The 21,338-nt window shown below is 61.3% G+C and carries 21 protein-coding genes and 1 pseudogene; 15 read left to right on the top strand and 7 right to left on the bottom strand.

Annotated features, from left to right (window positions below; all coding sequences use genetic code 11):
- Window positions 1–3: 3 nt before the first annotated feature.
- Window positions 4–720 (bottom strand): LrgB family protein, encoded by a 717-nt coding sequence (locus HX830_RS05665; RefSeq protein WP_177099271.1) that lies wholly within the window; start codon window positions 718–720, stop codon window positions 4–6.
- Window positions 717–1,079, bottom strand: a complete 363-nt coding sequence (locus HX830_RS05660) for a CidA/LrgA family protein (protein WP_177099270.1) — start codon at window positions 1,077–1,079, stop codon at window positions 717–719. Before HX830_RS05660 ends, HX830_RS05665 begins: the two co-directional genes overlap by 4 nt.
- Window positions 1,080–1,242: 163 nt before the next feature.
- On the opposite strand from HX830_RS05660, the gene HX830_RS05655 reads away from it, so the two are divergent.
- From HX830_RS05655 to HX830_RS05645, 3 genes are all read left to right on the top strand, one after another.
- Window positions 1,243–1,698, top strand: a complete 456-nt coding sequence (locus HX830_RS05655) for a MaoC family dehydratase (protein ID WP_103495799.1) — start codon at window positions 1,243–1,245, stop codon at window positions 1,696–1,698.
- A gap of 102 nt (window positions 1,699–1,800) precedes the next feature.
- Window positions 1,801–3,519 (top strand): C13 family peptidase, encoded by a 1,719-nt coding sequence (locus HX830_RS05650; RefSeq protein WP_103495798.1) that lies wholly within the window; start codon window positions 1,801–1,803, stop codon window positions 3,517–3,519.
- Window positions 3,520–3,546: 27 nt separating this feature from the next.
- The gene (locus HX830_RS05645) at window positions 3,547–4,188 is read left to right on the top strand and encodes an NAD(P)H-binding protein (RefSeq protein WP_103495797.1); all 642 of its coding nucleotides are present in this window, start codon (window positions 3,547–3,549) and stop codon (window positions 4,186–4,188) included.
- 130 nt (window positions 4,189–4,318) lie between these two features.
- On the opposite strand, the gene HX830_RS05640 is transcribed toward HX830_RS05645, so the two are convergent.
- Genes HX830_RS05640 through mpl form a run of 3 tightly spaced genes read right to left on the bottom strand, consistent with a single transcriptional unit; the run spans window position 4,319 to window position 6,577 of the window.
- Window positions 4,319–4,606: a YceK/YidQ family lipoprotein gene (locus tag HX830_RS05640; protein ID WP_177099269.1), complete on the bottom strand. Its 288-nt coding sequence runs from the start codon at window positions 4,604–4,606 to the stop codon at window positions 4,319–4,321.
- Window positions 4,599–5,231, bottom strand: a complete 633-nt coding sequence (gene ubiX, locus HX830_RS05635; protein ID WP_177099268.1) for a flavin prenyltransferase UbiX — start codon at window positions 5,229–5,231, stop codon at window positions 4,599–4,601. Before ubiX ends, HX830_RS05640 begins: the two co-directional genes overlap by 8 nt.
- Window positions 5,228–6,577 carry a UDP-N-acetylmuramate:L-alanyl-gamma-D-glutamyl-meso-diaminopimelate ligase gene (gene mpl, locus HX830_RS05630; protein WP_177099267.1) on the bottom strand — a complete coding sequence of 450 codons (1,350 nt, stop codon included), beginning with the start codon at window positions 6,575–6,577 and terminating at the stop codon, window positions 5,228–5,230. Before mpl ends, ubiX begins: the two co-directional genes overlap by 4 nt.
- A gap of 211 nt (window positions 6,578–6,788) precedes the next feature.
- Between mpl and HX830_RS05625 the strand changes: the two genes are divergently transcribed.
- On the top strand, window positions 6,789–7,907 hold the full coding sequence (locus HX830_RS05625; protein WP_152741726.1) for a molecular chaperone DnaJ: 1,119 nt from the start codon (window positions 6,789–6,791) through the stop codon (window positions 7,905–7,907).
- 9 nt (window positions 7,908–7,916) lie between these two features.
- On the opposite strand, the gene HX830_RS05620 is transcribed toward HX830_RS05625, so the two are convergent.
- Window positions 7,917–9,833: a sigma-54-dependent Fis family transcriptional regulator gene (locus HX830_RS05620; RefSeq protein ID WP_177099265.1), complete on the bottom strand. Its 1,917-nt coding sequence runs from the start codon at window positions 9,831–9,833 to the stop codon at window positions 7,917–7,919.
- Between the two features lie 412 nt (window positions 9,834–10,245).
- Between HX830_RS05620 and exaC the strand changes: the two genes are divergently transcribed.
- From exaC to HX830_RS05570, 10 genes and pseudogenes are all read left to right on the top strand, one after another.
- Window positions 10,246–11,766: an acetaldehyde dehydrogenase ExaC gene (gene exaC, locus HX830_RS05615; RefSeq protein ID WP_177099264.1), complete on the top strand. Its 1,521-nt coding sequence runs from the start codon at window positions 10,246–10,248 to the stop codon at window positions 11,764–11,766.
- A 245-nt stretch (window positions 11,767–12,011) separates the two neighbouring features.
- A complete protein-coding gene (eat, locus tag HX830_RS05610) occupies window positions 12,012–13,382 on the top strand; it encodes an ethanolamine permease (protein ID WP_177099263.1) in 1,371 nt (456 codons plus the stop codon).
- A gap of 180 nt (window positions 13,383–13,562) precedes the next feature.
- On the top strand, window positions 13,563–14,957 hold the full coding sequence (locus HX830_RS05605; protein ID WP_103498206.1) for an ethanolamine ammonia-lyase subunit EutB: 1,395 nt from the start codon (window positions 13,563–13,565) through the stop codon (window positions 14,955–14,957).
- Window positions 14,954–15,784, top strand: a complete 831-nt coding sequence (gene eutC, locus HX830_RS05600) for an ethanolamine ammonia-lyase subunit EutC (protein ID WP_177099262.1) — start codon at window positions 14,954–14,956, stop codon at window positions 15,782–15,784. The genes HX830_RS05605 and eutC overlap by 4 nt, the downstream gene beginning before the upstream one ends.
- 103 nt (window positions 15,785–15,887) lie before the next feature.
- Window positions 15,888–16,346: a GNAT family N-acetyltransferase gene (locus tag HX830_RS05595; RefSeq protein ID WP_152741721.1), complete on the top strand. Its 459-nt coding sequence runs from the start codon at window positions 15,888–15,890 to the stop codon at window positions 16,344–16,346.
- A gap of 284 nt (window positions 16,347–16,630) precedes the next feature.
- The gene (locus tag HX830_RS05590) at window positions 16,631–17,287 is read left to right on the top strand and encodes a DedA family protein (RefSeq protein WP_103498203.1); all 657 of its coding nucleotides are present in this window, start codon (window positions 16,631–16,633) and stop codon (window positions 17,285–17,287) included.
- 4 nt (window positions 17,288–17,291) lie between these two features.
- A complete protein-coding gene (locus HX830_RS05585) occupies window positions 17,292–18,131 on the top strand; it encodes a zinc-dependent peptidase (RefSeq protein WP_177099261.1) in 840 nt (279 codons plus the stop codon).
- Window positions 18,132–18,329: 198 nt separating this feature from the next.
- A complete protein-coding gene (gene ppa / locus HX830_RS05580) occupies window positions 18,330–18,857 on the top strand; it encodes an inorganic diphosphatase (protein WP_177099260.1) in 528 nt (175 codons plus the stop codon).
- 227 nt (window positions 18,858–19,084) lie between these two features.
- Window positions 19,085–19,840 carry a LexA family transcriptional regulator gene (locus HX830_RS05575; RefSeq protein ID WP_177099259.1) on the top strand — a complete coding sequence of 252 codons (756 nt, stop codon included), beginning with the start codon at window positions 19,085–19,087 and terminating at the stop codon, window positions 19,838–19,840.
- A gap of 427 nt (window positions 19,841–20,267) precedes the next feature.
- Window positions 20,268–20,543 (top strand): annotated as a pseudogene (locus tag HX830_RS05570) (Arm DNA-binding domain-containing protein); the annotation flags it as partial.
- A gap of 144 nt (window positions 20,544–20,687) precedes the next feature.
- Here HX830_RS05570 and HX830_RS05565 read toward each other — a convergent pair.
- On the bottom strand, window positions 20,688–21,038 hold the full coding sequence (locus tag HX830_RS05565; protein WP_177099258.1) for a helix-turn-helix domain-containing protein: 351 nt from the start codon (window positions 21,036–21,038) through the stop codon (window positions 20,688–20,690).
- A 130-nt stretch (window positions 21,039–21,168) separates the two neighbouring features.
- Between HX830_RS05565 and HX830_RS05560 the strand changes: the two genes are divergently transcribed.
- On the top strand, window positions 21,169–21,333 hold the full coding sequence (locus HX830_RS05560; protein ID WP_177099257.1) for a GYF domain-containing protein: 165 nt from the start codon (window positions 21,169–21,171) through the stop codon (window positions 21,331–21,333).
- Window positions 21,334–21,338: the final 5 nt, after the last annotated feature.

Below are 21,338 nucleotides of genomic sequence, written 5' to 3'. Positions count from 1 at the left end.
TCCTTAAACCACCAAAGTTACCGCCAACGGCAGCAAGACTGCCGTGGCCACGCCCATCAGGCTCATCGCCAGCGCCGCGAAGGCGCCGCATTCTTCACTTTCCTGCAAGGCGACCGAGGTCCCCACCGCATGGGCGGTCATGCCCAGGGCCATGCCCCGGGCTTCCGCTGCATGCACACCCAACCGCGTCAGCAACCAGGGCCCGGTAATGGCGCCGATGACCCCGGTGATCAACACGAACACCGCCGCCAGCGCCGCGACGCCACCGATCTGCTCGGCCACCAGCATGGCGATGGGCGAAGTCACCGACTTGGGCAACAGGGTCATCAGGATCATGTGATCGGCCCCGAACAGCCAGCCCAGCAACACCCCCAGGCCTGTCGCCAGTATCCCGCCAATCACCAGCGTAGTAAAAATCGGCCAGAACAACTGCCGGATCCGCCGCAAGTTCAGGTACAGCGGCACGGCCAGCGCCACCGTGGCCGGCCCCAGCAGAATACCGAGAATCTCGGTGCTCTTGCGGTACTCGGCATACTCCAGGCCACAGAGCAACAGGATGGCGACCACCAGCACCATCGAGGCCAGGACCGGTTGCAGGAACACCCAGCGGGTCTTCTCGAAACCCGCCAGCACCAGTTGATAGGCGCCAAGGGTAATACCGATGCCGAACAGCGGATGATGGATCACCGACGCCCAGGCCCCCTGCCAGTCGAGACTCATGGCTGCTCTCCGCGCCGGGCGTGGCGCTTGATCAGGGCGTTCATCAATACCCCGACAAATGCCATGGAGATCAACACCGACAACACCAGCGCACCGGCAATCGCCCAGAAGTCCGCGGCGATCTGCCTGGCATAGACCATCACGCCCACCGCCGGCGGCACCAGCAACAGCGGCAGATAACGCAACAAACTGGAGGCCGCCTCACTCAACGGCGCACTGACTTCGCCACGCACCATCAGAAACCCCAGCAGGAACAACAGGCCGATAATCGGCCCCGGCAACACCGGCACACACAAATGATTGAGGGCGGTGCCGAGCAACTGAAACAGCACCAGCCAGGTCAGGCCGCGTAACAACATCCGAACTCTCCCCTGAAGATGCCAGCATTATAAGCACGCCCATATAGCGCCATTCACCAAAGGTAGGGTGCCTTGACCGGGCACATGTCCCATGATGATCTACAGTGGATGCCAAGGGCTGCAACCCGAGGCCCGATAACTCGATAGACCAAGGAGTGTGTCAATGCCCTATGTACCTGTAGCGCAGCTCAACGATTATGTCGGCAAGGAACTCGGACATTCCGAATGGCTCACCATCGACCAGGCGCGGATCAACCTGTTCGCCGAAGCTACCGGCGACTATCAGTTCATCCATGTCGACCCGGTCAAGGCCGCGCAAACCCCGTTCGGCAGCACCATCGCCCACGGTTTCCTGTCGCTGTCGCTGATTCCAAAACTGATGGAAGACATCTTCATCATGCCCGAAGGCCTGAAGATGGCGGTCAACTACGGCCTGGACAGCGTGCGCTTCATCCAGCCGGTGAAGGTCGACTCGCGGGTGCGCCTCAAGGTCGAACTGACCGAGGTCACCGAGAAAAAACCCGGCCAATGGCTGCTCAAGGCCACTGCCACGCTGGAAATCGAAGGCCAGGAAAAACCCGCTTATATCGCTGAACCGCTGTCACTCTGCTTCGTCTGATCCGTCGTACTCACGAAACAGAGTGCACTCTGTTTCGTGCAGGACACTGGACACGCCATATTGCTACGGCATACTCGGTCCCCTAATTATCCGGATCCCGTTATGCGCCCACTCGTACCCCTTGCTTTGACCCTGCTGCTCACCGCCTGCGGTGATGGCGAATCGCTATTGCCGCCGGACGCTCGTCTGCCGGATGGCGGTCGCTATCGCGGCGAAGTGATCAATGGGCTGCTGCAAGGCCAGGGTCGCATCGACTACCCCAGCGGCAGCTGGTACGCCGGCCAGTTCGACCATGGCCAGTGGCAAGGCGACGGCGAGTGGCACGGCAGCAATGGCGAGGTCTACAAGGGTCAGTTCCAGCAGGGCCTGTTCCACGGCCAGGGCACCTTGACCGTGCACGACAGCGTCTACACCGGTGGCTTCAAGCAGGGCCGGCGCGATGGCGAAGGCACGCTCAAAGAAGCCGGCATGACCTACCGCGGCGAATTCAAGGACGACCAGTACTCGGGCCTCGGCCATCTGGAACTGGAAGACGGCAGCCAATACCAGGGCGAGTTCGCCCACGGCAAGCCCAACGGCGAGGGGCAGCGCAGCGATGCCAACGGCAACCTGTTCACCGGCCACTTCGTCAACGGTCAACTGGAAGGGGTTGGCACCTTCAACAGCGCCGACGGCGACCAGTATGCCGGCGGTTTCAAGCGCAACCAGCTCAATGGCAAGGGCCGCTACGAAAATGCCGATGGCGATGTCTGGATCGGTGAATTCAAGGACGGCGTACTCAGCGGCAAGGGCCAACTGATCGGCGTCGACGGCAGCCACTATCGCGGCGAATTCAGCGAGTGGCGCTTCAACGGCCAGGGGCATTTGACCCTGGGCGACGGCAGCGTCTATATCGGCGAGTTCGCCAGCGACACCTATAACGGTCGTGGCAGCCTGACCCTGGCCGACGGCAGTGTGCAAAGCGGCACCTGGACCAACGGCCAGCGGGTCCGCGATGCCGACGGCAAGCTGCTGCCCGACCTGCTGGAGCTTGGCCTGCTGGCCCAGGGCCCGCTGCTGGACAAAGCCCTGGCCGCCGTGCCGGCCTCGACCCCGGCGATCGAACTCTACAGCCTGGTACTGGCCGGCGACGGCAAGCAAAGCGTATTCATGCGCGAGGCCGATTACGTCAACCAGATGCTCGCCACCCGCTTCGGCGCCTATGGCCAGATCAGCCTGGTGAACCATCGCGACCACCTGGGCGATCGGCCGATGGCCACCCGCGAGAACCTGCGCCGCGCCGCCCAGACCCTGGCCGAGCGCAGCGGGCCGGAAGACCTGATCTTCATCTACCTGACCAGTCATGGCACCCATGAACACGAGTTCGTGCTGGATCAGCCACGCCTGGAACTGGCCGACCTGCCGGCCGATGAACTGGCCTCGGCGCTGGCACCGCTGAAGAACCGCGACAAGGTCATCGTGATTTCCGCCTGCTACTCCGGCGGCTTCATCCCGGCGCTCAAGGATGAAAGAACCTTGATCATGACCGCGTCCCGCGAGGACCGGGTTTCCTTCGGCTGTTCCGAGGAAGCGGATTTCACCTATTTCGGTGACGCCCTGTTCGCCCAGGCGCTGAACCAGACCGACGACCTGCAGCAAGCCTTCGCCCTGGCCAAGGCCCATGTTGCCGAGCGCGAGCAGGCGGATAATTTCGAGGCGTCGGAACCGCAGATCTGGGCCCCCAAGGGCGTGCTGGCACATTGGCAAGCGTTGCGTAAACAACAGGCACGAAAAGCGTTGCAAAGCGCTTCGCTAGACAGCAAGACTGCCAAGAGCAACTAAGCTGAACTGTATCAAGGGAGGTCTTTTATGTACTTGACGCCTCAGCATATCCTGCTCGCTGGAGCCACCGGCCTGACCGGTGAACATCTGCTCGACCGCCTGCTCAACGAGCCGACGGTTACCCGTGTACTGGCACCCTCGCGCCGACCGTTGGCCGAACATCCGCACCTGGAAAATCCGGTGGGCGATCCAGCGATTTTCCTGCCGCAGTTGAGTGGCCGCGTGGATCTGGCCATCTGCTGCCTGGGCACCACCATCAAGCTGGCGGGTTCCGAGGAAGCGTTTCGCGCCGTGGACCATGACATGGTCGTGGCCTTTGGCAAGCGCGCACGGGAAATGGGCGCGCGGCACCTGATCGTGGTCAGTGCCATCGATGCCGATCCAAAATCCAAGGTGTTCTACAGCCGGGTCAAGGGCGAGATGGAACAGTCACTGCGGGCGCAGAACTGGCCGCAGCTGACCATCGCCCGTCCTTCGTTGCTGCTGGGAGAGCGGGTCGAGCCGCGCCTGGCGGAACAGTTGGCGGCACCGCTGTCGAAACTGATTCCGGGGAAATATCGCGGTATCGAGGCCTGCCAGTTGGCGCGAGCGCTGTGGCGCCTGGCGCTGGAAGAGCAGGATGGGGTGCGGATTGTCGAGTCGGACGAATTGCGTCGGCTGGGCAAATAGCACCACCCTGCGTGAAGAGCAATGGAATGCATACCCTGTGGGAGCGGTGCTTGCCCGCGAAGACGGCGGTGAGGCCACTAAAAGCTTCGCGGGCAAGCACCGCTCCCACAGGTTAGGTTGTCACTCGGAGCTACAACCCGCCCGTCGCCTGATACCCCACGCCCAATACCGTCAACACCGACAGCGGCAACAACAGCGTATCCAGCAACGCACTGGCCGGCAGGTCCACCCCGGGATAGCTCGGCGCCTCAGCCCCAAAGCGGTCAAAAGCGCAACAACCACCCTGCAACGCATACAGATCCAGGCGCATCCCCGAATACACTATGGGGGCTCCGGCCTTGCCGGCGTCCAGGGTCCGCGCGGTCGCACAGCCGGCCAGTTGCAACACCAGCAGCAGGTACAGCAGCGGCTTACTCATCACTGCTCAAATGGTGTTCGCCCCAACGCGGCAGCATGTCCTGGGGGATATTCAACAGGTTGAGAATCCGCGCCACGACAAAATCCACCAGGTCATCAATGGTCTGCGGCTGATGATAAAAGCCCGGCGACGCCGGCAGGATGGTCACGCCCATATTCGACAGTTTGAGCATATGCTCCAGATGAATGCTCGAATACGGCGCCTCGCGCGGCACCAGGATCAACTGACGGCGCTCCTTGAGAGTGACATCCGCCGCCCGCTCGATCAGGTTGTTGCAGGCCCCCGTGGCAATCGCCGACAAAGTCCCGGTGGAACAGGGCACCACCACCATCGCCGCCGGTGCGCCGGAGCCCGAGGCCACCGGCGACATCCAGTCTTCCCTGCCATACACCCGGATCTGTCCGGCCGCCGCGCCGGTATATTCCGTGAGGAAAGCCTGCATCATCTGCGGCTTGGCCGGCAGCGCCACATCGGTCTCCGTGGCCATGACCAACTGCGCGGCCTTGGAGATCAGAAAATGCACCTCGCGGTCCTCGCGCACCAGGCAGTCGAGCAGGCGCAGGCCATAGGGCGCGCCGGAAGCGCCGGTCATCGCCAAAGTGATGCGTTCCGGTCCGTTGTTCATTGCAGCGCCTCGGCCAGTTTGCCGTGCAGGCCGCCGAAGCCGCCGTTGCTCATGATCACCACGTGGGTGCCGGGTTTGGCCTGGCTTTTCACCCGTTCGATAATGCCTTCCAGGGAATCGCTGACGATGGACGGCACCGAGCACAGCGCCGCAGTGGCACCCAGGTCCCAACCGAGATTGGCCGGCGCATACCAGATCACCTGATCGGCCTGGACCACGCTGTCCGGCAAACCATCACGGTGGGCACCAAGCTTCATCGAGTTGGAGCGCGGCTCGATAATGGCGATCAATGGGGCATCGCCGATTTTCTTGCGCAGGCCATCCAGGGTGGTGGCGATGGCCGTCGGGTGGTGGGCGAAGTCGTCGTAGATCGTCACGCCGTGGACCTCGGCGACCTTTTCCATCCGCCGCTTCACGCTCTTGAACGCGCTGAGGGCGGCAATACCCATGGCCGGCACCACACCGACATGCCGCGCCGCCGCCAGGGTGGCCAGGGCATTGGCAACGTTGTGCTGGCCAGTGAGGTCCCACTCGACCGTGCCTTGGGCCAGGCCTTCGAACATCACGTCAAAGCGCGAGCCGTCTTCGCTGAGCAGCTTGACCTGCCACTGACCGCCGGCACCGGTGGTCTGCACCGGGGTCCAGCAGCCCATATCGATGACGCGCTGCAAGGCCGGCTCGGTGGTCGGGTGAATCACCAGGCCTTCGCTCGGAATGGTCCGCACCAGATGGTGGAACTGCCGCTCGATCGCCGCCAGATCCGGGAAAATATCCGCGTGATCGAACTCCAGGTTGTTCAGGATCGCAGTGCGCGGGCGGTAGTGGACGAACTTGGAGCGCTTGTCGAAAAAGGCGCTGTCGTACTCGTCGGCTTCGATCACGAAGAATGGCGTGCTGCCCAGGCGGGCCGAGACCGAGAAATTCTGCGGCACGCCGCCGATCAGGAAACCCGGGCTCATGCCGGCGTGCTCCAGCACCCAGGCGAGCATGCTGCTGGTGGTGGTCTTGCCGTGGGTGCCGGCCACGGCCAGGACCCAGCGGCCTTGCAGCACATGGTCCGCCAGCCACTGCGGGCCGGACACATAGGGCAGGCCCTTGTTCAAGACGTATTCGACCGCCGGATTGCCACGGGACATGGCATTGCCGATCACCACCAGGTCCGGGGCCGGATCGAGTTGTGCCGGATCGTAGCCCTGGGTCAGTTCAATGCCCTGGGCCTGGAGCTGGGTGCTCATCGGCGGATAGACGTTGGCATCGGAACCGGTGACGTGATGGCCCAGCTCCTTGGCCAGCACGGCCATCGAACCCATGAACGTACCGCAGATACCCAGAATATGAATGTGCATAGTCGACCTCGTAAAACCTGGCCGCAGGTTAGCCCAGGGTACGGAAATTCGCACGTGGTGTTTTGGCTGGCCGACCGGCACACATCATCCCTTCGGGGCCCCGAGTGATCACGGAAAAAATCAGATCCATCCCACAAACTTCGTAATATGTCTGCCGTGACAATCTATTGATAATAATGTCTCGTTTTGACCTGACGCTTGGACTCAAATGATGAAAAACACTTCCTCCGCACTCAACATCATGCCCGGTTCCGGCCCCCGGAAAAAATTGTCCGCCGGACAGCGAAAATTCAACACCCTGATCAAGAAAATCGAAAACCAGCGCGAGGTGCTTCAGGCTTGGGAAACAGCCATGCCCCTCTATCTGGAGCGCTGGAACAATGATTTCAAACCACTGCTCGATGAGTTCCATCAAGGTAACATCGAGCTGCTGCATATTCTGGACGAGGCCAGTACCCGGGTAAAACTGTCGAAAACCGATCGCCAGACCCTGAGCACCGAAATCCGCGAGTTGGCTTCATCCTCGATGGATGGAGAGAACGACGAAGCCCTGAAGGCGCTGTACAACAAGCACAGCCATGGCGACTTCGATGAGATGTCCCGCGAGGAGGATGAGTTTCTCAAACAAGGGCTGCATGAAATTTTCGGTATAGAACTGGGCGACGATGTCGATTTGCGCGACGAAGAGGCGGTCGCCCAAAAAGTCCAGGAGCATTGGCAGGCCGAGCAGGCCGCTCAACAGCAAAAACCAGGCAAGAAAAGCGCGCAACAGCTACGCGAGGAAAAGACCGCTGACGAAGCCAGCCAATCGGTACGTGAAGTCTATCGCAAACTGGCCAGCGCCCTGCACCCGGACCGCGAAATCGACCCGACCGAACGCGAACGCAAGACCGCGCTGATGCAGCGAGTCAACCTGGCCTACGCCGAGCGCAATCTGTTGGAGTTGCTGCAATTGCAACTGGAAATCGAGCAGATCGACGCCGCTAATATCAACGCACTGCCCAGTGCCCGACTCAAGCATTACAATCAGGTACTGACGGAACAACTGAACGAGCTGGAGTTGGAAGTCCGTGCAATGGAATGGGCGTTCAAGGAACAGTTCAGTATCGAACCGTATGACAATGTCACCCCCAAGAACATGCACCGCAAGTATCAGATACAGTTCAATCGACTCCTTCTCGACACTCAGTCCCTGGAAAGTCTGTGCGAAGCAATCAAGGACCCCAAAACCTTGAAAGCCTGGCTCAAGGAACAGAGGGCCTACCAGATGGCCAGGGAGCAGGACGATGATTTCTTCGGGGACGATCTTCCTGACTTTCTGTTTCGCTGAGGCGCGGTCCTAACGCACAATCCCATGCTTGCGCAACTTGCGATACAGGGTGTTGCGACTGACCCCCAGTTGCTCGGCCGTGTGGGTCATGTGCCAGCGCTGCTGTTCCAGAGCGCTCTGCAAAGCCAGGCGCTCGGCGTCTTCGAGGAGATGTCCGGACGGCGTGTCAATCGCCATCGCGCCCAAGCTCGGTCGCGCCTGTCGGATCAGCACCGGCAGGTCCTCAAGACCGATCCGGCCGTCCTCGCACAACGCCGCCAGCGTGCGCAACACCGTACGCATCTGCCGCACATTGCCCGGCCATTCGAACGCCAGCAGCGCCTGACGCGCGGCAGCGTCGATCAGTACGGCCTGCTCACCGGCCTCCTCCGCCAGCAGGAAATCCAGCAATTGCGACTTGTCGCTGCGCTCACGTAACGCCGGCAAGCCGACTTCCAGCCCATTGAGCCGGTAGTACAAATCCTCGCGGAAACTGCCATCGCCGACCCGCGCCATCAGGTTACGGTGCGTGGCGCTGATAATCCGCACATTGACCGCCTCCGGCTCGCCGCCGATGGGCACCACCTGGCGATCCTCCAGCACCCGCAGCAAGCGGGTCTGCAAGGCCAGCGGCATATCGCCGATCTCATCGAGAAACAACGTGCCACCATCGGCCTGTTGCAGCTTGCCGCGCATACCTTCCTTGCGCGCGCCGGTAAAGCTGCCGCCGCGATAACCGAACAGTTCGCTTTCGATCAGGCTTTCTGGAATCGCCGCGCAGTTGAGGGCGACAAAGGCTTTCTCGGCACGCTGGCTGGCCTGGTGCACCGCCTTGGCGAAGGCCTCCTTGCCCGAACCGGTTTCGCCGTTGATCAGCAAGGGCACATCACGCTCGAAAACCCGTAGCGCCCGACGAAAATCCGTCTGCAAGGCCGGATCGCCGAGGCAGATATTGGACAGCTTCGGCCGCTCCAGCGGTGCCGGTGCCGGTGCCAGCGCCTTGGGCACGCTGCGTGGCTGACCGCGCAACACCGCGAACAAGGCACGGCCATCACGGGTACGCAGTGGCCAACTGGCACTGGCCTGGGCACTGGCGCGACCGAGCAGTTCATCCAGTGAGCAATCGAAGAACGCCTCCACCGGCTGGCCCAACAAACCGCCACGCCCCTGCCCCAACAGGTTCAGGGCACTCTGGTTGACGGCACTGATCCGACCTTCGCCGTCGAACGCCAACAACCCTTCGCTGAACAGCCCCACCGACTCGGCCTGCAAGTGGAAGCGCAGCAGCCAGTGGTTGTCGTAATGCCGGAGGAAATAGCAGCTCTCGATCATCTTCGCCGAGAGATTGACCAGCGCCATGGTGTGGAACTGGCTCTGGCGCGACACGTCCGGGCGGGCTGAGGACACGTCGAGCACCGCCATCAATTCGCCATGGGGATCAAAGACCGGGCTGGCGGAGCAGGTCAGGCCAGTGTGGCGGCCACGGAAATGTTCATCCTGATGGATGGTCAGGGACTGGCGTTCCACCAGACAGGTGCCGATGCCGTTGGTGCCTTCGCAGGCCTCGCTCCAGTCGGCGCCGAGCCAGAGGCCGGCGCGCTCGAAGATCTTGCGTTCGGCGGGCGCGGTGACACAGTTGAGGATCACCCCGCGGGCATCGGTGAGCAGCACCGCGTGGCCGGCACCGGAGAGTTGCTGGTGCAGGCTGGTCATTTCATTACCGGCAATCTGCAGGACCTGACGCAGGTGCTCGCGGCTTTCCAGCAGGCGACCGTGCTCAAGCACGGTGGGCGCGATGCTCAGCGAGGGGTCGAGGTGATAGTCCTCCAGGCAGCGCAGCCAGGAGCGGGCGATGGACGGATCACTGCCGGGACCGCCCGGATGGGCCTTGCCCTGGGTCACGGTCAGCACCTGCTGGGCATGGCGACTCAGATGGTTGTTCTGCATTTCTTATTATTCTCCCCACCCCTGTAGGAGCGAGCTTGCTCGCAATGATGGTCCAACCACTGAGGGTGTCAGGGCGCCCGCATCATCGTTGACGTCCATCGCGAGCAAGCTCGCTCCTACAGGGGTGTTCAGCCGTTGATGCACGTTCGTCTGGATGCCCAGCATCCTCCAGCGCCACGAGCAATGCAATCACCCCGCGACCGCCGAGTCACAGGCTGTGCCAATCACGGTACAAACTGTCACCCTGGCTGTGTCATCCCTGTTGCAACACCCCCGCCATCTGTCACCGGAGACACCCGGCAACCGCTCTGGAACCCGGACCTCGACGCACTGGCCCGACCTTTGCTCTACGCTTATGAAGCGCTCAAGCGCGTACTCCCTTATAAGCACAATAGCCAAGGAGACACACACCATGCGTTACGCCCACCCTGGTACTGCCGGCGCCATCGTTACGTTCAAGTCCAAGTACGGCAACTACATCAATGGCGAATTCGTCGCGCCTGTCGACGGCCAGTATTTCACCAACACCTCCCCGGTCAATGGCAAGGCCATTGCCGAATTCCCCCGTTCCAACGCCAAGGATATCGACAAGGCCCTCGACGCCGCCCATGCCGCCGCCGATGCCTGGGGCGCCACCTCGGCCCAGGCGCGCTCGCTGGCCCTGCTGAAAATCGCCGACCGTATCGAACAGAACCTCGAACTGCTGGCCATCACCGAAAGCTGGGACAACGGCAAGGCCGTGCGCGAAACCCTCAACGCCGACATCCCGCTGGCCGCTGACCATTTCCGTTACTTCGCCGGTTGCCTGCGGGCCCAGGAAGGCAGCGCCGCGGAAATCGACGGCAACACCGTGGCCTATCACATCCACGAACCGCTGGGCGTGGTCGGGCAGATCATCCCGTGGAACTTCCCGCTGCTGATGGCCGCCTGGAAACTCGCTCCGGCCCTGGCCGCCGGCAACTGCGTGGTACTCAAGCCGGCCGAGCAGACCCCGCTGGGCATCACCGTGCTGATGGAACTGATCGGCGACCTGCTGCCACCTGGCGTGCTGAACGTGGTGCAAGGGTTCGGCAAAGAAGCCGGCGAAGCCCTGGCCACCAGCAAGCGCATCGCCAAGATCGCCTTTACCGGCTCGACTCCGGTCGGCTCGCACATCATGAAATGCGCGGCCGAGAACATCATCCCGTCCACCGTGGAGCTGGGCGGCAAGTCGCCGAACATCTTCTTCGCCGACATCATGAAAGCCGAGCCGAGCTTTATCGAAAAGGCCGCCGAAGGCCTGGTCCTGGCCTTCTTCAACCAGGGCGAAGTCTGTACCTGCCCATCCCGCGCCCTGATTGAAGAGTCGATCTACGACGAGTTCATGCAAGTGGTGATGAAGAAAGTCGAGCAGATCAAACGGGGCGACCCGCTGGACACCGACACCATGGTCGGCGCCCAGGCTTCCGAGCAGCAGTTCGACAAGATCCTCTCCTACCTGGAAATCGCCAAGCAGGAAGGCGCGCAGTTGCTGACTGGCGGCCAGGTGCAGAAGCTCGAAGGGGATCTGGCCACCGGCTATTACATCCAGCCGACCCTGCTCAAGGGCACCAACAAGATGCGCGTGTTCCAGGAAGAAATCTTTGGCCCGGTGGTGAGCATCACCACCTTCAAGGACGAAGCCGAAGCCCTGGCGATTGCCAACGACACCGAGTTCGGTCTCGGTGCGGGCCTGTGGACCCGCGATATCAACCGCGCCTACCGCGTGGGCCGGGCAATCAAGGCCGGTCGCGTCTGGACCAACTGCTACCACCTGTACCCGGCGCATGCGGCGTTCGGCGGCTACAAGAAGTCCGGCGTGGGTCGCGAAACCCACAAAATGATGCTCGATCATTACCAGCAGACCAAGAACCTGCTGGTGAGCTATGACATCAATCCACTTGGGTTCTTCTAAACCCTGAGGCCGCCTTCGCTGGCAAGCCAGGCTCCTACAGGTTTCGTGTTGTACGCCCTCTCGGGTACGACACTACATTGTAGGAGCAGGGCTTGTCGGGGCGCCGAACCGCCGCGAAGAGGCCGTCACTGACACCCTGAAAATAACGCCTGGCCGCTCTGGCACGGGCTTTGCGTGCACGCTGTACCGAAAATCGATACCCGCAAGTCCAACACCCAAACAATAAAAATGACAAGCGAGGACTTATGACAACCCAAACCGAACTCAAACCCACCCTCGGCACCCTGCACCTCTGGGGCATCGCCGTGGGCCTGGTGATCTCCGGCGAATACTTCGGCTGGAGCTATGGCTGGGGGATCGCCGGCACCATGGGCTTCCTCGTCACCACCCTGCTGGTGGCGACCATGTACACCTGCTTCATCTTCAGCTTCACCGAACTGACCACCGCGATTCCCCATGCCGGCGGGCCTTTTGCCTATAGCCGCCGGGCCTTTGGCGAACGCGGCGGCCTGATCGCGGGGATCGCCACCCTGATCGAGTTCGTCTTCGCCCCGCCGGCCATCGCCATGGCCATCGGCGCCTACCTCAATGTCCAGTACCCAGACCTCGACCCGCGCCTCGCCGCCGTCGGAGCCTATGTGGTGTTCATGGGCCTGAATATCCTCGGCGTCAGCATTGCCGCCACCTTCGAACTGGTGGTGACGGTGCTCGCGGTGGCCGAGTTGCTGGTCTTCATGGGCGTGGTCGCGCCGGGCTTCAGCTTCAGCAATTTCGTGCTCAACGGCTGGTCCGGCTCAACCAACTTCAGCATCGATTCGATCCCCGGCATCTTCGCCGCGATCCCCTTCGCGATCTGGTTCTTCCTCGCCATCGAAGGCGCGGCCATGGCCGCCGAAGAGGCCAAGGACCCCAAGCGCACCATTCCCAAGGCCTATGTCGGCGGCATTCTGACCCTGGTGTTCCTGGCCCTCGGCGTGATGGTGATGGCCGGCGGCGTCGGCGACTGGCGCCAGCTGTCGAACATCAACGACCCGTTGCCCCAGGCGATGAAAGCAGTGGTCGGCAATAACTCCAGCTGGATGCATATGCTGGTGTGGATCGGCCTGTTCGGCCTGGTGGCCAGCTTTCACGGGATCATCCTCGGTTACTCACGGCAGTTCTTCGCCCTGGCCCGGGCCGGTTACCTGCCACGCTCGCTGGCCAAGCTGTCGCGCTTCCAGACCCCGCACCGGGCCATCCTGGCCGGCGGTGTGATCGGCATCGCGGCGATCTACAGCGACGGACTGGTCAACCTGCAAGGCATGAGTCTGACGGCGGCGATGATCACCATGTCGGTATTCGGTGCCATTGTGATGTACATCATCAGTATGCTGAGCCTGTTCAAGCTGCGTAAAACCGAGCCAAACCTGGAGCGCAGCTTCCGCGCGCCGGGCTACCCGATCATCCCGGGTATCGCGCTGGTCCTGGCGGTGGTGTGCCTGATCGCGATGGCCTGGTTCAACACCCTGATCGGCCTGATTTTCCTCGGCTTCATGGCGGTGGGCTTCATCTACTTCCAGCTGACCGCCAGCCAGCGCTCGGACGCACCGGCGGACGCTATGCTCACAGGTAACTGATTGCACCAGCACGGGGCGCCCTGCGCCCCGGCGCTGTACATATGAACACCGCTGAACTGTAGGAGCCGGCTTGCTGGCGATGAGGCCAGCAAGACATGCATCGCCTGGTCGGCCGCCATCGCCAGCAAGCCGTCTCCTACAAGGAAGGGTTATCGTTAAAGTTCAGGAGGACACCGCCCCATGGCCACATTCGCCCATTCCGTCGGCGCCCAGACCTACCGCTTCGACAGCCTCAAGGATGTCATGGCCAAGGCCAGCCCCGCCCGCTCCGGTGATTTCCTGGCCGGGGTCGCCGCCCTCAATGACGGCGAACGGGTCGCGGCCCAGATGGCCCTGGCCAATATTCCCCTCAAGCATTTCCTCGAGGAAATGCTGATCCCCTACGAATCCGATGAAGTCACCCGGCTGATCGTCGACACCCACGACAAACAGGCCTTCGCCGTCGTCAGCCACCTGACCGTCGGCGGCCTGCGCGACTGGCTACTCAGCGACGCCGCCGACGAACAGAGCCTGCGCGCCCTGGCCCCGGGCCTGACCCCGGAAATGGCCGCCGCCGTGTCGAAGATCATGCGCGTCCAGGACCTGGTGCTGGTGGCGCAAAAAATCCGCGTGGTGACCCAATTCCGCGGCACCCTGGGCCTGCGCGGTCGCCTGTCGACCCGCCTGCAACCCAACCACCCCACGGACGATCCGGCCGGCATTGCCGCCAGCGTCCTCGACGGCCTGCTCTACGGCAACGGCGACGCCATGATCGGCATCAACCCGGCCACCGACAGCCTGAGCTCGATCTGCGACCTGCTGAACATGCTCGACGCGGTCATCAAACGTTACGAAATCCCCACCCAGGCCTGCGTGCTGACCCACGTCACCACCTCCATCGAGGCGATCAACCGTGGCGTGCCCCTGGACCTGGTGTTCCAGTCGATTGCCGGCACCGAAGCGGCCAACGCCAGTTTCGGCATCAGCCTGAGCGTCCTGCAGGAAGGCTACGACGCCGGCCTGAGCCTGAATCGCGGCACCCTCGGGCAAAACCTGATGTATTTCGAAACCGGCCAGGGCAGCGCGCTGTCGGCCAACGCCCACTTCGGCGTCGACCAGCAGACCTGCGAAACCCGCGCCTATGCCGTGGCCCGGCATTTCAAACCCTTCCTGGTCAACACCGTGGTCGGCTTTATCGGCCCGGAATACCTCTACAACGGCAAGCAGATCATCCGCGCCGGTCTCGAAGACCACTTCTGCGGCAAGCTGCTGGGCGTGCCCATGGGCTGCGACATCTGCTATACCAACCACGCCGAAGCCGACCAGGACGATATGGACACCCTGCTGACCCTGCTGGGGGTGGCCGGGATCAACTTCATCATGGGTATTCCCGGCTCCGACGACATCATGCTCAACTACCAGACCACCTCGTTCCACGACGCCTTGTATGCCCGCCAGACCCTGGGCCTCAAGCCCGCGCCGGAGTTCGAACAGTGGCTGGCGAAGATGGGCATCTTTACCCAGGCCGACGGCAAGGTGCACTTTGGCAACAGCCTGCCCCCGGCGTTTCGCCAGGCACTGGCGCAGCTCGGATGAACAACATGGCCAACGAGATCGACAACGACAATCCCTGGCTGCAACTGCGTCGCCTGACCCCGGCGCGTATCGCCCTGGGACGTACCGGCACCAGCCTGCCCACCCGCGCACAACTGGATTTCCAGTTCGCCCACGCCCAGGCCCGCGACGCCGTGCACCTGCCGTTCGACCACGCCGGCTTGAGCGCCCAACTCGCCGAGCGTGGGCGGGAAACCCTGCTGCTGCACAGTGCTGCCGACGACCGCCACAGCTACCTGCAACGCCCGGATCTGGGTCGCAAGCTCAACAGCGCGTCGGCCCAACAGCTACGCGAGCATGCCCTGGCCCATCCCGACGGTATCGACCTGGCCATTGTCGTGGCCGACGGCCTGTCGGCGCTGGCGGTGCATCGGCATACCCTGCCCTTCCTCAACCGCCTGGAGGAGCAGATCCAGGCCGAAGGCTGGTCGACGTCGCCAGTGATCCTGGTGGAACAGGGACGAGTCGCGGTGGCTGACGAAATCGGCGAATTGCTCGGTGCGAAAATGACCGTGATCCTGATCGGCGAACGCCCCGGTCTGAGTTCGCCGGACAGCCTGGGTTTGTATTTCACCTATAATCCAAAAGTCGGCCTGACCGACGCCTACCGCAACTGCATCTCCAACGTGCGTCTGGAGGGCATGAGTTACGGCATGGCCGCGCACAAACTGCTGTACCTGATGAAAGAAGCCTGCCGCCGACAATTATCGGGGGTCAATCTCAAGGACGAGGCTCAAGTGCAAACGCTGGAGAGTGATTCGGATGTCCATTCAAACGGCAACTTCCTACTGGGCCCGCCCCAAGACTGACCGTCATCCGGATTGCGCTTTTCCCGCGCTTTGGGCAGCATCGACACCACGGCTGCCCGAGTGAACCGTTTGCCGTCATATCCACGAAGTTGAGGCCTGATCTATGCGGATTACTCAAGCGACCCTGGAACATCTGGACCTGCTGACGCCCCTGTTCGTCAAATACCGTGAATTCTACGGTGCACTGCCCTTCCCTGATTCGTCCCGTAGCTTCCTGGAAAAACGCCTGCGCCGCAAAGAGTCGGTGATTTACCTGGCGTTGGCCGACGATGACGACAAAAAGGTGCTCGGTTTCTGCCAGCTGTACCCAAGCTTTTCTTCGCTCTCACTCAAGCGCGTGTGGATCCTCAACGATATCTACGTCGCCGAGGACGCCCGTCGCCAGCTGGTGGCCGACAACCTGATGCGCACGGCGAAGAAAATGGCCCGTGACACCCATGCCGTTCGTCTGCGCGTGTCCACCAGCAGCAACAACCTGGTAGCGCAGAAAACCTACGAATCCATTGGTTTTCGCGAAGACAGCGAATTCAAGAACTACGTGCTGCCGATCGACGAAAAGTGATCATCACACGCGCTCTGTAGGAGCTGGCTTGCCAGCGATAGCGGTAGTGAATACCACATCGCCATCACTGGCAGTCGAGCGTCGACCGGCGCTCTCACGGCCACGTGCATAATCTTCGCCCGACATCCCCCGCTACAAACTCAGCAGGCAGAAATCTCCCCAACTCTTATAATCCCGCTTTCCCACGGAATGTACGAAAAAACTACATTCCTTGTAGTTAACTACGCCTATCTATTTTCCTTGCACGGGTCCGCCGAGTCGGACCGTCCACACAGGTGCCACCCATGGATTTCAACCCGATCGACATAGTCCTGCATCTCGATGTCTACCTCGACATGCTGGTGAACAACTACGGGCCCTGGATCTACGCCATCCTGTTCCTGGTGATCTTCTGCGAAACCGGCCTGGTGGTGATGCCGTTCCTGCCGGGCGATTCGCTGCTGTTCATCGCCGGCGCGGTGGCCGCGGGCGGTGGCATGGACCCGGTACTGCTGGCCGGCCTGCTGATGCTGGCGGCGATTCTCGGCGACAGCACCAACTACATCATCGGCCGAACGGCGGGCGAGAAGCTCTTCAGCAACCCGAACTCGAAGATCTTCCGCCGCGACTATCTGCAGAAGACCCACGACTTCTATGATCGCCATGGCGGCAAGACCGTGACCCTGGCGCGCTTCCTGCCGATCCTGCGGACCTTCGCACCGTTCGTCGCCGGCGTTGGCAAAATGCCTTACCCGCGTTTCTTCATGTTCAGCATCCTCGGCACCATTTTCTGGGTCGGCGGCCTGGTCACCCTGGGTTATTTCTTCGGCAACGTACCGTTCATCAAGAAAAACCTGTCGCTGCTGGTCGTTGGCATCATCCTGCTGTCGCTGCTGCCGATGATCATCGGCGTGGTCCGCAGCCGCTTCGGCAACGCCGCGTCCAAAGCCGGCACCCACTGATCCCGTGTGGTCGCTGAGTGCCTGGCGTCGCCGGCGAACCCTGGCCCGCCACCCCGTTGCCGATGAAACCTGGCAACGGGTCCGCGAACACCTGAGCTTCCTCGACGGCCTGAGCGATGCCGAGGATCGCTGGCTGCGAGAACACAGCGTGCTGTTCCTCGACGACAAGCACCTGAGCGCCTTGCCGGGCGTCGAGCTGAACCAGGAACGCCGCCTGCTGCTGGCGGCCCAGGCACAACTGCCCCTGTTGCACCTGGGGGACTTGAACTGGTACCAGGGCTTCCATGAAATCGTCCTCTACCCGGACGACTTCCTCAGCCCCCAGCGCCATCGTGACGCCAGCGGCGTGGAGCACGAATGGGATGCCGAGCACAGCGGCGAAGCCTGGCAACAGGGCCCGATCATCCTGGCGTGGCCCGGCGTACAGGCCAGCGGCGGCTGGGAGGGCTACAACCTGGTGATCCACGAACTGGCGCACAAGCTCGATATGCTCAGCGGCAGCGCCAACGGCCTACCACCGTTGCACGGCGACATGCGCGTAGGCGAATGGGCCAAGGTCATGCAACACGCCTACGATGACCTCAATCGCCAACTGGACCGCAACCCCGACGCCGATACCGCGATTGATCCTTATGCCGCGGAAAACCCGGCGGAATTCTTCGCGGTGACCAGCGAATATTTCTTCAGTGCCCCGGATATCCTGGCCACGGCCTACCCGCAGGTGTACGAGCAATTGCGCGCGTTCTACCGCCAGGACCCGCTGGCGCGGCTGCAGCATCTGCAAGCCCACGACCCACGCTACCAGCCCGAAGCACAAGGCCCGAGCGCCACTCCCCACCAGTAGGAGCCGGCTTGCCGGCGATAGCGGTCGTCGGCACACCACAGGACTTCAGGACCTCACACTACCCGGCAGCCCCCGACCAAGGTGGTATTCCACACGTCCCGCCGCCCGTGGCATCGGTCCCGGAATATGCCTATAATCCCCGCCACTTTTTGGTCAAACCGGCCAAGTTTTCTGATCAACCAACGGGGGCATCGCCCAATGAGCTACAGCAAGATTCCGGCTGGCAAAGACCTGCCGAACGACATCTACGTCGCGATCGAGATTCCGGCCAACCACGCGCCGATCAAATACGAAATCGACAAAGACAGCGATTGCCTGTTCGTTGACCGTTTCATGGCCACCCCGATGTTCTACCCGGCCAACTACGGTTTCATCCCCAATACCCTGGCTGACGACGGCGACCCCCTCGACGTGCTGGTCGTGACCCCGTACCCGGTCACCCCAGGCTCGGTCATCCGTGCCCGTCCGGTCGGCATCCTGCACATGACCGACGACGGCGGCGGCGACGCCAAGGTCCTCGCGGTCCCGCACGACAAGCTGTCCCAGCTGTACGTCGACGTGAAGGAATACACCGACCTGCCACCGCTGCTGCTGGAGCAGATCAAGCACTTCTTCGAGAACTACAAGGATCTCGAAAAAGGCAAGTGGGTGAAGATCGAAGGTTGGGGCGATGCCGAAGCCGCCCGCGCCGAAATCATGAAGTCGGTCACCGCTTACAAGGGCTGATCCGCCGCGCCCTGGCGCGAACTGAAAAACCCCGGCTTGCCGGGGTTTTTTGTGCCTGTTTACCAATAAACAAACAAGAGTTTTAATGAATAAACACAACGACTCAGATTCAGCTATTTGAGTGTAGGAATTCTGAACAAACCCAATCAGTTCGTGTGCTGGCCGGGACAATTTTTGAACACCTCGTTTATTTAAACAGGTGTAGCACGCCAGTAAACTCCGTGTTCATGAATACATCAGGCGATCGCTTAAGGGCCCTCCTGCGGGAGTGCCACCTATCTGCTTCGGACTTCGCTGCCAACCGGCAAGTGACGCCGCAGCACGTCAATAACTGGTTCAAGCGCGGCATTCCCATGGCGCGACTGGACGAGATAGCCGAGTTGTTGTGCGTCAATAGCCGCTGGCTGCGCAACGGCGACGGACCCAAGCACCCCGGCAGCTCGAGCAACGAAGCTCAGGATGAAGAAGCGCAGCCTCTCCATGGCAAGGAGCCCTACTCGGCCCGTGACGAGCTGGCAGCAACCGAGCGCAACGATGTGCAAGTGCCGCTGTACAAGGAGACGCCAACGGCCCCCGGATCAAGCCTGACTCAGGTTGCGATCATCCCTGGGCGCAAGGTACGCCTGCCCTATCGCATCCTGCAGGCCATGGGTGTCGAGCCGGACCAGGCCATCTGCGCGCCCATGACCGGCAACAGCATGGCAGAAAAGATCCAGGACGGCTCCACCATTGCCATCGACCGCAGCCTGACCCAGGTGGTGGACGGCGAAATCTACGCGCTGGAGCACGACGGCATGCTGCGGGTGAAGTATGTCTATCGCCTGCCGGCGGGGGCCTTGCGGCTGCGCAGCCATAACAGCGCCGAGTACCCGGACGAAGTGTTCACGGCGGAACAGATCGACGAGCAGAACATCCGGGTACTGGGTTGGGTGTTCTGGTGGTCGACATTGAACAAGCGACGGCCGCCGGTGCCCTCAAAATAGGGGACAAGACATCTCTTGTCTGAAAACGACAGCTCTGGCGTGTGGTTTTCGCTGGGAATCTGTCGTAAATGCCGGTATCCTGCGCGGCACATTTGGGCAGCGTCCTGCTTCCAGCAGGCCACATTGCCCACGACACGGCGCGAGACAACTGCGTGGTGTCCCACAACCAGATTTGCTCTGGATGTACATTTTGAAGGCGAGCGAGGCTTACCAAAAATAAGCCAAACCCGTCCCCGAGAAGCCGGCCACAAGCCGGCTTTTTAATTGTCCGAAATAAGCCTATCCCATCCGAGAATTCTGCCGATAGCCTAGCTATTCCGGGGGGTTCAGGCAGGCCCCTGCCCGATGGTGTTCAACACCATTTGACCTCATCCGACGATGAAGTGGGGGGGGTAAAAGGGACGACAGAGGAAAATCAACGGGTAAGCTGAATCCGAAACAAGTCGAAAACCTGACCGAACCCGGCACCTACGAAGATGGTGATGGGCTTCGCTTGGTCGTCAAACCTACCGGGCGTAAATCCTGGCTGCTTCGCTTTCAACTGGCAGGCCGTCGTAGGGAGATGGGTTTAGGCTCGTTTCCTGAAGTGAGTCTCAAGAAAGCCAGACTTGAAGACAGCGTCAAATGCAGCCAGTTGAGCGACGGTGTAGATCCTCTAGCCGCTCGCGACATCGAACGTGCGGCTCAACGTGAAGGTGAAAAAACCGCTCGCCGGCGCAATAGCTGGATGCAACGCTATAACTGCGTTTGCCCAGGACGTGCAGAAATATCAGTTCAGCCACTACGACTGTCTCTGTTTACGCAGTGGTGCCAGGTTCGATCAAGGGGCGGGCGCAGAAAGTCCCCCTTACAACGACTCACCCTTCTTCAGTCGCTCAGCCAGGCATTCAACCAACTCCACGACCATCTGTCGGTCCTCATCATCCAGCTGCGATAGCAACCGACCAATCCGGGCTGCCTGATCATCTGGGCATGGACTGGCCTCAGTCAGCAGATCCGCCCCTTCGCAAATGCTTGCGAACTCCGCCAACCTCTCAATATTGGGCACGACCACACCTCGCTCAATGCGGGAAACGGCTTCGTTGCCGATGCCCAAACGTTCGGCCGACACCTTCTGCGTCAAGCCACTGCGAATGCGCTGCTTAGCAATCGCACGACCTACCCCGCCAGCCAAAGACTTCTGATCAGTATCTATCACAGCACCTTCCAATCTCAACCTAAATAGTTGTTAATCACCCCATTGACACGGATAACTCAACAGACTAAAAATCAACCTAAAAGGCTGTTAATCATCTATTTATGCCCACACCAAAACCAAGGAACTTTCCATGCCGGAAGCAACAAGCAGTGAGCAATGGTTTTACGAAGAGAAAGGCCAGCGTCAGGTCGCCAATGAACAACAAATAGTCGCCCTCATCCGCTCAGGCAAGCTGACCTACGGCAGCCTCATTTGGAAAAAGGGGCTGGATAACTGGATTGTAAGCGCCCCATAAACCCC

The organism is Pseudomonas gingeri (assembly GCF_013385425.1).
GTDB lineage: Bacteria > Pseudomonadota > Gammaproteobacteria > Pseudomonadales > Pseudomonadaceae > Aquipseudomonas > Aquipseudomonas gingeri_D.
The sequence above is the reverse complement of the archived record's forward strand: the minus strand, read 5'-3'. Positions and strand labels throughout refer to the sequence as shown.